Genomic DNA, 13,637 nt, shown 5'->3' on the forward strand with positions numbered 1-13,637 from the left:
TGTAAGAATCCGCCACTACTCGCGGAATCCTGAACCCGAAACCCCAGCCAACTACCGTGGAATCGCGGCATTCCTCGCCATCTCGAGCGGGAACCTACAACTCTTCTCGTCGCTGTGCTTGACCGCGTTCAGAAGTCCCTCGGCGATGACGTCGTACACATCGCGCGCGAGGCGGGGATGCGCATCGAGCGCGGCCAGCGCCCGGGGATCGAGCGTGGTCTGCAGCACGATCACCCGTCCCCACGTCGCCAGCAGCGCACGCAGCGCCGCCGCGTCCGTGCCGGGGTCGGCTGCCGCATACGTCGACGTCAGCCGATGCACGAGCGCGAGTAGATCGTCGCGCAGTGCGGAGGTGTCCGCCGGGGACGGGTGCGGATGCGTCAGCGCGAACTGCATGCACGCTCCCTGCCCGTCGCGGTGCAGCAGCTCCGCCGTGCGTCGCAGGCCTTCCCGAGCGGGACCGACCCCCTCGCGGCTCGCGCGCTGAGAATGCGTGATCGTTCCCGACAGTCGACGCTGTTCTCGGCGCAGTCTCTGCACGGCGCCCGCGCACAGGCCGGCCGCGAGCGCGAAGGCGAGGTAGTCGATGGCGGGCAGGAGCGCGAGGAGGCCGCGATGTCCGTAGATCGCTGCCAGCACGGAGAGCACGACGCCGCCGATGGCCGCGCCCAGCAGATAGACCGTGGCGCTGAGACGGGCGCTGCGTACGAACCTTCGGCGCCGCGCGACATGGTCGACAAGACCCGTCACGGTGACGACGGCGACCAGACCCGCGATCAGCTCGGCGGGGCCCGTCGTTCGCAGCGCGTAGGGCAGTGTGCAGGCGATGTAGACGATCGCGACCGTCCCGCGTGGTGGAAGGCGCAGCGGCGGCAGCGCCAGGCCGCGACGGCGAATCGAGATCTCATCCGTGGCGGGTGCGCCCCGCGGCGCCGAGGTCGTCGCCGCATCGTCCGCCACCTGTTGCAAGCGGTGGCTCCAGGTGCGGAAGGCCTCCGTCCCGAGCGCGCGCACGCCGCTCGGCCCCGTCGCGGGATCCCACCGATCGATCGCCCGGGTGAGGGCGGATGCCGCGGCACCCACTTCGCGGCGGGCGCGCCGGTCGACGACGACGGCGCGGTCGGGCGCGGCGGCGAGCTCTGCCGCCACCTCGCGCAGCAGCGCGTTGGTGCGACGCAGCGTGTGCACGGCGTTCTCGAGCGCGGCGATCATCGCGAGCACGACCGGCCAGACGACCACGTTCGTCGCGATACGGAACGGCAGCTGGGCTGCTGCCGGAATCGGCAGTGCCCACGGCGCGGCCCACGCGTCCTGCACGAGCGGGCGCAGTGCGGCGCACGCGACGATGCCGACGATGAGCACGATCGCGCGCACGCGCGGCGCGGACAGGTGCCGCTCGATCAGCGCGAGGGCCCCGAGCACAAGCACGAAGCATGTCGTCGTGGCCAGCGTCGCCGGAGCCAGCGCCGCGACATCCACGCCCGCACCCACGGGCGCCATGATGGTCATCGACAGGACGAGGGTCGCCGCGAGCGACCACAGGCTCAGAAACCGTCCGTCGGCCACGACACGGCCGATCGCCGTGGCGAACCGCCTCACCCGCGGCCTCTCACCGGGCCGGGCCGAACGCGGCCAGGTACATCGCCGCAGCGGCGACGCGAGGGCTGACGGTCGGGTCGCCCGTCACATCCAAGCGGTCGAACAGGCGGCTGATCGAACGTTCCACGGCCCGCACGCTCGACGCGGTCTCTTCGGCGATGCGCTCGTTCGACCATCCGCGAGCGACCATCGCGAGGATCTCGAGCTGATGGCGGGTGAGCGCGCCGAGGCCGTCGCGGGCATCGGGTGCAGGCAGAGCCGTCGCCGCCGGGGCCCGCCGCGTCGACAGTGCCTGCTCCAGCGCCGACACGAGGCCGTCCGCGGAGTCGAGGTCCTGCTTGGAGACGAAGACCGCGTGGGCGATGCCCATCGCCGTCGCGCCGGCCGCTGCGCGCGGATAACTGCTCAGGAAGACGATCGCCAGATGTGGTGCGAGCTCGGACAGCATGGCCGCCAGTTCCGCGCCGGAGGGTCGGCTGCCGAGGTCGATATCGGTCAGCAGTGCGTCGGGGTCGAACTCGGTGAACAGCTGGGTGGCCGTCGCCGCGTCGGCCGCGGCGGCCGTCTCGAACCCGTGACGCTGCAGCAGCTCGCACACGAGCATGCGCAGGGCGGCCTGGTCTTCGACCACGAGCACGCGACGGGTCCAGTCCGAGGCCACGACATCACCCTAGCGCTCGCGCCGCGCGTCCCGTCGTTGCCCCGACGAGCACCGGTGTCGCTCCCTGCAGTCGTCAGTGAGCGGCGTCGTAGGCCTCGAGGACGGAGGCGGGGACGCGTCCGCGCTCCGACACCGTGAAACCGTTCTTGGCGGCCCACTCGCGGATGGGACCGTAGTCGCGCTGCTGAGAGCGGCGCTGTCCGCGGGTGCCGGCGCGGCGCGGCGCGGTCGCGCGCGACGAGACGCTGCGCGCGGCGGAGACATACGGCGCGAGCGCGTCGCGAAGCGCGGCGGCGTTGTCGGTCGTGAGGTCGATCTCGTACGCGGTGCCGTCCAGCGAGAACAGGACGGTCTCACCGTCACCGACTTCGAGAACGGTGCCGTCCAGGTCATCGACGAGCTGGTGAACGATTTTGCGGGCCATGGGCAGAGCCTACTGATACCGACGGCTGATCAGGGGAGCAGTCCCGCGCGTCGCGCCCGTGTCACCGCGGCGTGGCGCGTGCCCGTGTCGAGTTTGGCCATCGCCGACTGCAGATACGACTTGACGGTGCCCTCCCGCAAGCCGAGTGCGACAGCGATCTCGGCGTTGGTCTGGCCCAGTGCCGCGCACGCGAGCACATCGATCTCTCGCGGCGACAGCTTCACGTCGAGCGTCTCCGTGGTCGCACTGTCGTCGCGGGTCAGATCGGCGAGGCGCTGTTCGATCTCGGCGAGACGGCGCCGGATGGCGGCGTCGGGCACATCGGCGGCGATGCGGCGCAACTGCGCGTACGTGTCGCGCAGGTGCTCGCGCAGCACGGGGTCGACGCCCGAGGTGGATGCCGGAGCGAGGGTGAGTCGCCGCTGCACTTCTTCTCTGACGCGAAGCTCCGTCGCCAGATCGCTGGCGACCTGGAGCGCCATGCGTGCGGTGGACTCTCCGAAGGGGGACGGCGACCACGAACCGCAGTAGAGCACGCCGCGTGCGCGCCCGGCGACGAGCACGGGCACGGCGAACAGCGTCGAGATCCCCTCGCCGAGGATCGCGCGATCGTAATCGTGGGTGATGTTGCGCGAAGACCGGTAGTCGAGAGCGAGTCGCGGGCGCCGCTCCACGAGCGCCCGCCCGCCGAGCCCGCGGCTGGCGTGCACGACGAGTCCGGACAGGTGCGGGGTGCGGTTTCCGACGACCGAGGTGACCTCGACCGCGTTTGCCCGCTCGAAACCGCCGAAGGCGACGGGAAGGCCCGTCCGTGTGGCCAGATCCTCGACGGCATGGGCCAGCAGATCACTGTCAGTGAGCGGGGTCGGCGTCGCCATCTCGCCTCCCTGACATCGAGGGCGACGACCGCGTCACCCGTGCGCTCGAGGATATCACCGGGCGTCGTCGCGGGCTCCGCCAGCGATCCACCCGAGCTCGACCCGGGGCTCCCGCGTCGCGCCGCGGGAGCCCCGTGCCGCGACCGGCCTACACGGCGGCGGATCGAGCGGTGCCGTCTCGTACGACGCGCGCTTCGAGATCGAGGAGGAACCGTTTGCGTTCGGGGTGACCGCCGTACTCACCGATGGATCCGTCGGCACGGACGACACGGTGCGCCGGAATCACGATCGAGATGGGCGTGCGGGCACACGCCGATCCCGCCGCGCGGTGCGCGCCTGGTGAGCCGGCGAGAATCGCCAATTCGCCGTACGAGCTCGTCTCGCCATACGGGATCTCGTCCATCGCCTCCAGTGCCCGGCGTGCGAAACCGTCGACCCCGTGCAGGTCGAGATCGAGCGTGAAACGTCGCCGCGTGCCCGCGAAGTACTCGTCCAGCTGCGCGGCCACCTCGGCGGTGGCCGCGGCATCCGGCACCACGATGCCCTGGCGGCGGGCGCTGATCGCTTCGAGGCGGCGGTCGGCCGCCGTCAGCGACACATCCAGCACGTCCAGGGCGACGAGGCCCCCATCGGCGACGACGATGAGGGCCTCGCCGATCGGTGTCGGGTGCACCGAGTATGCGGCAGTCGAGGTCATGACTCCATGATGCTCGCGACGGTCGACATCATCGTCGCGCGGTCGCGGTCTGTGGAGGCGCAGAGCCTCCGCGTCGGTTGGGGAGGAGGATCCACGGTGCCGCCCCACCTGTCACATCAGCCCCAATACCGCGAAAACCCGCCGCGCTAACCGGGAACGCCGTGATCGGGACTTTAGGGTGTCGAGTGTGTGGAGAGCAGACGATGGCGCCGTGCGAGGCGTGGACGACGCCGACCACGGTCATGCGGTGAGCCCGGCGGACCTCGACCTGTCTGAGCCGGGGGTCGTCGTGACCCACGTCGCCGCCGGTGAGCGTGCGCGCCTGCGCGAGGAGTCGGCGTGGCTCGGTGGCCGGTCCACCCTGCTGCACTACACCGACGCCGGCGATGCGGGCATCGACATCACGAAAGCCCATCCCGGCAGCCTGCCCCAGTTCATCACCGGGCGCTCCACGCTGCTGTCCAACCTCTTCCGTGACGAGGTCGCCCTGCGCACGGCCCGCCTGGCGGCCGAGCGCATCGCCGCCAAGGACGTCGAGATGCGCACGACCCGTGGCATCGACACGGTGCACCTGGCGGTCGGCATCGCCGGCTGGCGCATCGGCGGCGTCACCTACGCCGCCCCGGTGCTGCTGCGCCCGCTCGCCATCCGCCGCCACCACTCCGACTTCGATCTCAAGCTGCACGGCACCTTCACGATCAACCCCGAGCTCGTCGTCGCCGCGCGCACGCACTTCGGTCTCGTGATCGACGGGCGCGCGCTCGCCGAACTCGCCTACGACGGTGGCGTCTTCAAACCGCAGCCGGTCATCGACCACCTGCGCGCGCTCACCGCGCACGTCGACACCTTCACCGTGCAGCCGCGCCTGGTCGTGTCGACGTTCGCCGACGCGTCGTCGCCGATGAGTCGCGACGCCGAGAGCCTCGATCACCCGATCCTGAACGCCCTCGCCGGCCACGAGTCCGACCGCGAGGATCTGTCGATCGTCCGCGCGCCCGCCCCGCCCGTCAGCTCCGATGAGCGACCGCCCGCCGCCGACCGGCTCCTGCTCGATGCGGATGCCGAGCAGGAGGCCGTGCTCGCGCGCATCGCCGCCGGACAGTCGCTCGCCGTGCACACGCTGCCCGGCACCGGCGGCACGCAGACGGTGATCAACGCGGTCGGCGAGCTCGTGCGCGCCGGCAAGCGCGTGCTCGTGGTCAGCGCGCGGCGCTCCACCCTCGAAGGCGTCCGCCACCGCCTCGCCGGCATCGGACTGCCCGGACTCGCCGTCTCGCCGCGCCACCTGCACCGCGATCTCATCCGCGCGATCACGCGCAACGAGAAGGCGGAGCAGCCCAAGGTGGCCGACGTCGACGACGCTCTGGTGCGCCTGCGCACCGTGCTGCGTGACTATCGCGATTCGCTCACCCAGCGGCATCCGCGCGTCGAGGTCTCCCCGCTCGAAGCGCTCCGCACGCTGGCCACGATCGCATCGATGACGCCGCAGCCGTCGGCGACGACCCGATTCGACATCGCCACCCTGCAGTCGCTCGGCACCCGTCGTGCCGAGGCCGCGCAGGCGCTGGCGACCGCCGCCCGTCTCGGCGAGTTCCGCTTCGGCCCCGACGATTCGCCGTGGTACGGCGTCGCCTTCGCCTCCACGCAGGAGGCCCGCGACACCCACGCGCTCGCCGGACGGCTGCACCGCACAGAGGTGCCCGCCGTGCTCGAGCGCGGGTACGAACTCATCGCGCAGACGCGCATGCGTCCGTTCTCGACGCTGGCCGAACTCGGCGCCTACGTGCAGCTGCTGCAGGGCATCCGGGCATCGCTCGACCGCTTCAGCACGACCGTCTTCGAGCGCCCGATGGCGGAGCTCATCCAGGCGCACGCGCCGCGCCGCGACGCTCCCGCGATGACATCGCCCCAGCGCCGGCGCCTGAAGAACCTGTCGCGCGAGTACGTGCGCCCGGGCATGCACATCACCGACATGCACGAGTCGCTGGTGCGCGTGCAGCAGCAGCGCGCGCAGTGGCAGCAGCTGGTGGATCCGGGCGTCATGCCCGAGATCCCCCTGGGTCTGGACGATGTCGCCACGGCGTGGCAGCGGGTGGCCGCCGACCTGGGGGCCCTCGACCGGGCACTGGGGCGCACCGAACCGCTCGCGTCGTTGCCGATCCCCTACCTGCTGCGCACGCTCGCGGGCTTGGCGGCGACCTCCGACGTCTTCGACAACCTGGTCGAGCGCGCCACCCTGCGCGGTGAGCTCGCCGACATGGGACTGGAAGAGCTGCTCACCGAGCTGTCGGTCCGCCACGTCCCCGAAGAGCACGTCGCCGCCGAATTCGAGTTCGCGTGGTGGCAGTCCGCTCTCGAAGCGATGCTGCGCTCGGACCGGGCGCTGCTGGGCGCGAACACGTCGGTCGTCGACCGGCTCGAACGCGATTACCGACTGGTCGATGAGGCGCACGCGGCCTCGGCGGGTCCGCTGCTGGCCGCGGAACTGGCGACGACGTGGAAGATCGCCGTCGTCGACGAGGCCGGCGAAGCTGCGACCCTGAAGCAGCTGCTGCGCAGCGGCGGAGCGTCTGCGACGGAGCTGGTCGAGGCCGCGCCGAAGCTCGTGCGCACGCTGGCCCCCGTGTGGCTCGCGTCGCCCTATGAAGTGCCCGCCATCCCCGAGTCGCCCCTGTTCGACGTGGTCATCGTCGCGGATGCCGCGGCGCTGTGCCTCGCCGAGGCGGCGCCGGCACTGCGACGCGCCCGCCAGGTGGTCGTCTTCGGCGACCCGGTGACGCAGCGTCCCACCGCGTTCCGCGTCGGTGCCGGGCACGCGAGCGCGGAGGACGAGCCCGACGTGCCGTTCGACGAGGTCAGCGTGTTCGAGCGGCTCACCGAGCTCGTTCCGGTCGAGACGCTGACCCGCAGCTACCGCGCGGGCGGCGAGGACCTCGCCGAGCTCGTCAACGGTGCCTTCTACGAAGGCCGGCTCGTCTCGTACCCGTGGGCGGGGTCGTACCTCGGGCGCGGGAGCCTCAGCGTCGACTACGTCGAAGGGGGCACCGGTACGCCCGACCCCATCACGGGGGCCGTCGAGAGCCCGGATGCCGAGGTCGCCCGCGTCGTCACGCTCGTGGTCGAGCACGCGGTCAACCGTCCCACCGAGACCCTGATGGTCGTCACGGCATCCGTGCGCCACGCGGAGCGCGTGCGCGCCGCCGTCGCCGCCGCCTTCGCGGGCCGGTCGGATGTCGCCGAGTTCGTCGGCCGCGACACGGCCGAGCCGTTCGCCGTGCTCGGGCTCGAGGAGTCGGTGGCGGAGAGCCGCGACCGGGTCGTCTTCTCGCTCGGATTCGGATTGACCAAGCACGGCCGGGTGCTGAGCGACTTCGGCGATCTGTCGGGCCCCGACGGAGAGCGCCTGCTGACGGTCGGTATGACACGCGCGCGCCGTTCGATGGTCATCGTCTCCTCGATCCGCCCCTCTGCCTTCGATGAGGGACGTCTGGAGTCCGGTGCGGCGACGCTCATGTCGATCCTCGGCGGCATCGCCGCCCGCGCCCGTGAGTCCCGGCTCGAAGACCTCGCCGATCCGCTCACGCTGGCCCTCGCCGGTCACCTGCGGGCACTCGGCATCGCCGTGGACGTGAACTATCGCGGCATCCTGCCGCTTGTCGCCCAGCACCGCGGCAAGGCGGTCGTCGTGGAGAGCGACGCCGACAGCATGGGGGAGACCCTGCGGGAGAGCCTGCGCTTGCGCCCGCAGGTGCTGCGCCGCCTCGGCTGGCATTACGTGCGCGTGCACGCCTTCGACCTGTACAGCGACCCGGCGGGTGTCGCGGGACGGATCGCGGCGATCCTCGGTGCCTCGCCCGAGACGCCGCGCGCCGAGACCGTCACCGAGCCGCTCGATCTGCGCTGAGCGCCGTGGACGACGAGAGCCGTCAGCGCGTCGAGCGCGTGCGCGGGTCGCGCCGGGCACGACTGACTCCGGCGCCCGGCACCGACCCCGCGCCCGAGGTTCCCGTCATCCGCGACGATGCCCCGCCCCTCACCGGGGACGGGGCATCGGGGCCGAACGATGAGCGCCTGCGGCGGGACGTGCCGCCGCACTACTAGGGGTGTTTCGACTCGCTGCGCTCGCTCAACGACCGGAAGAGCGACGACGCGAAACGCGCTCAGCGCGTGGTGGAGCTCTTCTCCAGCAGGTCGCGGATCTGGATGAGCAGTTCCTGCTCGGTCGGCAGCTTCTCCGCTTTGTCTTCGGGGACGCCGGCCTTGGCGGCCTGACGCTCCTTCCACGCGTTCATCGGGAACACGAACACGAAGTAGACCACGATCGCCACCGCGAGGAAGCTGATGAGCGCGCTGACCAGGTCGCCGATCGGGAAGGTGACCGTTCCGCCCCAGACCGCGGGAACCGGGATGCCGGGAACACCGTTGTCGTCGGGCTTCCAGAACACCTCGATGAGCGGGGTGATGATGGACGCCACGATCGCGTTCACGACGGCGGTGAATGCGGCGCCGATGACGACAGCGACCGCGAGGTCGATGACGTTGCCGCGCATGATGAAGTCTTTGAAGCCCTTGATCACGGTTCCTCCGGTTCTCCGGCGTTCGCCGGTCACGATCCCGACGATGCGGGCGAGGACTTTGCCTCGGACTTCGATGATGTCGAAGTCGACGCGCCCGCGCCAGCGCCCCCGCCGGAGGTGGACGAACGCGAGTCGGTGCGATAGAAGCCGGAGCCGTTGAAGGTCACGCCGACGGTTCCGTATTGCTTGCGCAAAGCGCCACCGCACTCGGGACACTGCGTCAACGCGGCATCCGAGAACGACTGCACGGCATCGAAGCGGTGTCCGCACTGCGTGCAGGCATAGGCGTAGGTGGGCATGGTGTCCTCCGGGAAGGGGCTCAGCGTCGCGGCGACGCGAGTTCGACAGTGCGGGTGGGGGTGACGACACCGGTGACCGGCTGGTCGTGGAGGTCGCGGGGGACCTCGTCCAGCAGCTCGGTGTCGAAGACGACGGCGTAGACGGGCGGGCAGTGCTGCATCGAACCGAGGGTCTTGTCGAAGTAGCCCCGCCCCCAGCCGAGGCGCATTCCGGTGCGATCGACGGCGGCGGCGGGGATCACCAGCAGATCGACGTCGTTGACGGCCAGGGGGCTCAGCACCTCGCCGACCGGTTCGGGCATGCCGAACAGGCCCTCGGCGATATCGGCGCCGGGCTCGGCGACGACCCAGTCGAGAAGGCCGTCGGCGCGGGTGATGGGCAGCAGCACACGGATGCCGCGTTCGACCGCGTCGGCCACGAACTCGTGTGTGCCCGGCTCGGTCGGAGCCGACAGGAAGCAGGAGATCGCGCGCGCGCCGGTGCGGGCGATCAGCGCGTCGAGCTGCGCCTTGACGCCGGCGGCGTCGGCGGTGCGCATCGCCTCGGAGCGCTGCTGACGGCGCTCGCGCAGGTCGGCGCGCAGCGCGCGTTTCGCATCGTCGATGCCGTCGGTCATGGTCCGATTGTAGGCGGCGCACCGACATGCACGGCCGAGACGGTCACGGACGTGGCGGCGCGCGCCGGTAAGGTGTGGGTCATGTCAGCTCCTGCGATCAAGGCCGTCATCCCCGCTGCGGGTCTCGGCACGAGGTTCCTTCCCGCCACCAAGGCGATGCCGAAGGAGATGCTCCCCGTCGTCGACAAGCCCGCCATCCAGTACGTCGTCGAAGAGGCGGTCGCGGCGGGCATCGATGACGTGCTGATCATCCTGGGGCGCAACAAGAACAACATCTCGAACCACTTCGACTCGGTGCCCGAGCTCGAGTCGAATCTGCTCACCAAGGGTGCCCACGACAAGCTCCTCAGTGTTCAGCGCTCGACCGAGCTCGCCGACATCCACTTCGTGCGCCAGGGTGAGCCGAAGGGTCTCGGGCACGCCGTGCTGCGCGCCCGTCACCACGTCGGCGACGCGACCTTCGCGGTCATGCTCGGTGACGACCTGATCGATGAGCGCGACGAGCTGCTCTCGAAGATGCTGGCGGTGAACGCGGCATCCGGCCTCACGGTCATCGCGCTCATGGAGGTCGACCCCGAACAGATCCACATGTACGGCGCCGCCGCCGTCGAGTCGACCGACGATCCCGATGTCGTCCGCGTCACGGGGCTCGTCGAGAAGCCGAAGAAGGAGGACGCCCCCTCCAACTACGCGGTCATCGGACGGTACGTCCTCACCCCCGGCGTCTTCGACATCCTCGAGCGCACCGAGCCGGGGAAGGGCGGCGAGATCCAGCTGACCGATGCGCTGCAGGAGCTGGCCGTCACCGACGGTGTGTTGGGCGTCGTGTTCCGCGGTCGCCGCTACGACACCGGCGATAGGGTGGATTACATCAAGGCCATCGTGCAGCTGGCCGCCGACCGCGACGATCTCGGTCCGGAGCTGCGACCGTGGTTGAAGGACTTCGCGGAGAAGCTCTGACGCTGATCCTGAGCGGCGGACATAAGGGGTGCCGATGGAACTGACGGCTCCCCGTGAGCACGGTCCGATCGCGATCCGGCTCATCAAGCAGCGCGACGCGCGCGTGCTGCAGTCGGAGTTGATGAGCAATCGCTCGTGGCTGCGGCCGTGGGAGGCGACGAGCCCCGACGGGCCCGTTTCGTTCGACATGCGCCTCGGCATCCGTCGCCTTCTGCAGCAGTACCGCGACGGCGGCGGCGTGCCTTTCGTGATGGAGTACGACGGTGAGATCGCCGGGCAGTTGAACGTCTGGGGAATCGCCCGCGGGTCGCTGTCGTCGGCGACGATCGGCTACTGGGTGAGCGAGCGCTTCGCCGGCCGGGGCATCACGCCGACGGCCGTCGCGCTGGCCACCGACGTGTGCTTCCGTGAGCTGGGGCTGCACCGCATGGAGATCTGTATCCGTCCGGAGAACCGGGCGAGCCTGCGGGTGGTCGAGAAGCTGGGCTTCCGCTACGAGGGTCTTCGGCGGCGATTCATCCACATCGCGGGCGATTGGCGCGACCACTATGCGTTCGCGCTGGTGCGCGAGGAGGTGCCCGAAGGCGTGTTGCAGCGGTGGCTGCACGGTCGCGCGCCGGAGAGCGCGGCGGCCGTCCCGCTCACGGATCGACCCGCCGGCTGACACCGTCGCGGCGCGGGGGATGCCGCGAAACCTTCAGGTTCGACATGAAGGTCAGACACGCGGTCGGATGTCGCGTGATCGCGTCGGCTCGGCTCTACCGTGGGGGACATGGGTGGACAGGTTCTCGGCGGCGGCGTGGTCGTCCTCGTCGCCGTGGCGCTGTGGATGATCTACCTTCTGCCGTCGTGGCACGGCCGGCACCAGTTCAATGCCGCCGAGCGCAACGCCGTACGGCTGAATCAGGCGCTGCGTGTGCTCGCCGAGACCAGTGAGACGCCGCAGGAAGTGCGACTCGAGCTCACTGCGCGCACGGCGATGGCCCAGCAGCGACTGGCCCGTCAGGCACAGACCGAGCGCGAGCAGGCGGAGCTTGCCCGCGTGCGCGCCGAGCTCGAAGTGACCACGCTCCAGGCCCGCGCCGAGGCTGCTGTCGCGCGTGAGGCTGCGGCTCGTGCGGCGGCTCGCGAGCGCGCGCGACCCGAGATCCGTCGCGCCCAGGCACGCCGCCGCGCGCGTCTTGTCGTGACCCTCATCGCCGTCGCCGCTCTCGCGCTCGGCGCATGGGGCGGTGTGCAGCTGGCCGCGACCGGCGCGCAGCTGTTGCTCTGGCTGGCCGGGGTGCTGTTCGTGAGCTGCGCCCTGCTGCTGCAGCGGATGTCGCGCGTGCAGCGTCGCGTGGTCGTCCGTGAGGCGGTCGCGCCGATCGAACGCGTCGCAGCCGACGTGCAGGACGTGGCTCTGGAAGCCGAGCGCAGCTCGTGGGTGCCGCGAGAGCTTCCGCGGCCGCTCACCGTGTCGGCCGGCTCACGTGCCGCCGCGGTGCTCGACGAGGCGGACGCCCGCGAAGCGCTGCGTCGCGGCGCCGTTGAGGAGGCGATGCGCGCGCGTGCCGAGCGTCAGCGTCCCGTCACGCTGCAGCCGCGGCCTGCGGCCCACGACGACGAGCTCGTCGGCGGAGCGGCCGCGGGCGACGCCGCCATCGAGGCCCATGTGCGCCGCCTGCTGGAACGCCGCGCCTCCGGTCAGTAGCACCGGCTGATGACACCGACCGGTCGGCTCAGCCGACCAGGAGGCGTCCGCGGCCGATGACGACCTCGCGTCGCGGCGTGCGAACGAGGGCGTCCATGGCGTTCTCGGCATCCACGAGCACGATGTCGGCGCGGTCTCCTGCCTGCAGTTGATTCGTCGCCAGGCCGGCGAAGCGGGCGGAGGCGCCCGTCGCGATCTCGACGACACGGAGGAGGTCGTCGTCGCGCACGATGCTCGACGCGCGCGCGTACTGCCAGGCGATACCGAGGAGGTCTCCGGTGCCGTAGGGGCTCCACAGGTCACGGATGCCGTCGGTGCCGAACCCGAAGGCGACACCGGCCGCATCGAGCTCGTGCAACGGGAGCTGGGGGAGCCGGAGCGGCGCGACGGTGGTCATCGTCACGCCGAGTGCGGCCATCTGCGCGAGGAGGTCGCGGCGTCGGATGCCGTCGAGCTGAGCGACCGCGAAGCCGTGTGCCACGTTGACACGGCCGTGCAGCCCCAACCGCTCGACGCGCTCGAGGATGAGCTCGATCTGAAAGGCCCCCAGTTCGGCGGGGTCGTGCAGGTGGATGTCGACGCCGACGCCATGGTCGGCAGACAGTGCGAGCAGGGCGTCGATCTGTCCGACGGGATCGCGGTCGATCGTGGCCGGGTCGAGCCCGCCGATATGCTCGACGCCTTCGCGCGCGGCGCGGTCGAGGAGGGCGAGCACGCCGGGGCGGCGCAGCACCCCGTCTTGCGGGAAGGCCACGATCTCGACGGCCAGGGCACCGTCGTAGCCGGCGACGGCCTCACGCACGGCCTCGATGCCGCCCAGCTCGAGCCCCAGATCGACGTCGACGTGCGTGCGGATCGCGGTGGTGCCGTGGGTCACGAACTGCTCGAGGACGTTGCCGGTGATCTCTGCCGACGGCATCCCGATCTCGTCGCGGTGGGCCCGCTCGTGACGGATGCGGCCCTCGGTCGTCCCCTCACCGCCATACGACTGCCAGGGAAGCCCCCACCACGACTTGTCGATGTGCGCGTGCGCGTTGACGAGACCGGGCAGGGCGAGCAGTCCGCGTCCATTGACGATGTTCCCGGCGGTGTCCACGGCGGTGTCGTCGGACGTCGGCGTGACCGACGAGATCGTCCCCTCCTCGATGCGGAGGTCGACCGCGTCGGCCGGGTGCGACCAGAGTCGGACGTTGCGAACGAGGTCGGGCACAGGTGCCGTGGAGCTCATGCCT

The 13,637-nt window shown here is 70.9% G+C and carries 14 protein-coding genes; 5 read left to right on the top strand and 9 right to left on the bottom strand.

The annotated features are described in order from the left end of the window. Positions 1–51: 51 nt before the first annotated feature. The 5 genes from ABS64_RS11060 to ABS64_RS11080 form a co-directional block, all read right to left on the bottom strand. Entirely contained in the window at positions 52–1,599 is a 1,548-nt protein-coding gene (locus ABS64_RS11060; protein WP_292683577.1) for a hypothetical protein, read from the bottom strand. A gap of 10 nt (positions 1,600–1,609) precedes the next feature. Then, complete coding sequence (locus ABS64_RS11065; protein ID WP_288121639.1) at positions 1,610–2,260, bottom strand: response regulator; 651 nt, start codon at positions 2,258–2,260, stop codon at positions 1,610–1,612. A gap of 73 nt (positions 2,261–2,333) precedes the next feature. Continuing rightward, complete coding sequence (locus ABS64_RS11070) at positions 2,334–2,684, bottom strand: Lsr2 family protein (RefSeq protein ID WP_288121640.1); 351 nt, start codon at positions 2,682–2,684, stop codon at positions 2,334–2,336. Positions 2,685–2,713: 29 nt separating this feature from the next. After that, the gene (locus tag ABS64_RS11075; protein WP_288121641.1) at positions 2,714–3,562 is read right to left on the bottom strand and encodes a LuxR C-terminal-related transcriptional regulator; all 849 of its coding nucleotides are present in this window, start codon (positions 3,560–3,562) and stop codon (positions 2,714–2,716) included. Between the two features lie 148 nt (positions 3,563–3,710). Beyond that, entirely contained in the window at positions 3,711–4,259 is a 549-nt protein-coding gene (locus ABS64_RS11080; RefSeq protein WP_036290053.1) for a methylated-DNA--[protein]-cysteine S-methyltransferase, read from the bottom strand. A gap of 211 nt (positions 4,260–4,470) precedes the next feature. Between ABS64_RS11080 and ABS64_RS11085 the strand changes: the two genes are divergently transcribed. Both ABS64_RS11085 and ABS64_RS11090 read left to right on the top strand, forming a co-directional pair. After that, positions 4,471–8,163, top strand: coding sequence for an ATP-binding protein (locus ABS64_RS11085; protein WP_051498866.1), 3,693 nt, complete (start codon positions 4,471–4,473; stop codon positions 8,161–8,163). 5 nt (positions 8,164–8,168) lie between these two features. Further along, positions 8,169–8,360, top strand: coding sequence for a hypothetical protein (locus ABS64_RS11090; protein ID WP_036290049.1), 192 nt, complete (start codon positions 8,169–8,171; stop codon positions 8,358–8,360). Between the two features lie 59 nt (positions 8,361–8,419). On the opposite strand, the gene mscL is transcribed toward ABS64_RS11090, so the two are convergent. Genes mscL through ABS64_RS11105 form a run of 3 tightly spaced genes read right to left on the bottom strand, consistent with a single transcriptional unit; the run spans position 8,420 to position 9,752 of the window. Beyond that, a complete protein-coding gene (gene mscL / locus ABS64_RS11095; RefSeq protein ID WP_288118698.1) occupies positions 8,420–8,836 on the bottom strand; it encodes a large conductance mechanosensitive channel protein MscL in 417 nt (138 codons plus the stop codon). A 29-nt stretch (positions 8,837–8,865) separates the two neighbouring features. Beyond that, on the bottom strand, positions 8,866–9,135 hold the full coding sequence (locus ABS64_RS11100; RefSeq protein WP_005052217.1) for an FmdB family zinc ribbon protein: 270 nt from the start codon (positions 9,133–9,135) through the stop codon (positions 8,866–8,868). A gap of 20 nt (positions 9,136–9,155) precedes the next feature. After that, positions 9,156–9,752, bottom strand: a complete 597-nt coding sequence (locus ABS64_RS11105; RefSeq protein WP_005052219.1) for a 5-formyltetrahydrofolate cyclo-ligase — start codon at positions 9,750–9,752, stop codon at positions 9,156–9,158. Between the two features lie 81 nt (positions 9,753–9,833). On the opposite strand from ABS64_RS11105, the gene galU reads away from it, so the two are divergent. From galU to ABS64_RS11120, 3 genes are all read left to right on the top strand, one after another. Continuing rightward, entirely contained in the window at positions 9,834–10,712 is an 879-nt protein-coding gene (gene galU, locus ABS64_RS11110; protein WP_043340959.1) for a UTP--glucose-1-phosphate uridylyltransferase GalU, read from the top strand. Between the two features lie 34 nt (positions 10,713–10,746). After that, the gene (locus ABS64_RS11115; RefSeq protein ID WP_005052224.1) at positions 10,747–11,376 is read left to right on the top strand and encodes a GNAT family protein; all 630 of its coding nucleotides are present in this window, start codon (positions 10,747–10,749) and stop codon (positions 11,374–11,376) included. 108 nt (positions 11,377–11,484) lie between these two features. Next, positions 11,485–12,405: a large exoprotein gene (locus ABS64_RS11120; RefSeq protein ID WP_292683584.1), complete on the top strand. Its 921-nt coding sequence runs from the start codon at positions 11,485–11,487 to the stop codon at positions 12,403–12,405. 28 nt (positions 12,406–12,433) lie between these two features. On the opposite strand, the gene ABS64_RS11125 is transcribed toward ABS64_RS11120, so the two are convergent. Further along, entirely contained in the window at positions 12,434–13,633 is a 1,200-nt protein-coding gene (locus ABS64_RS11125; RefSeq protein ID WP_016464583.1) for an amidohydrolase family protein, read from the bottom strand. Positions 13,634–13,637: the final 4 nt, after the last annotated feature.

The organism is Microbacterium sp. SCN 69-37 (genome assembly GCF_001724435.1).
Taxonomy (GTDB): domain Bacteria; phylum Actinomycetota; class Actinomycetes; order Actinomycetales; family Microbacteriaceae; genus Microbacterium; species Microbacterium laevaniformans.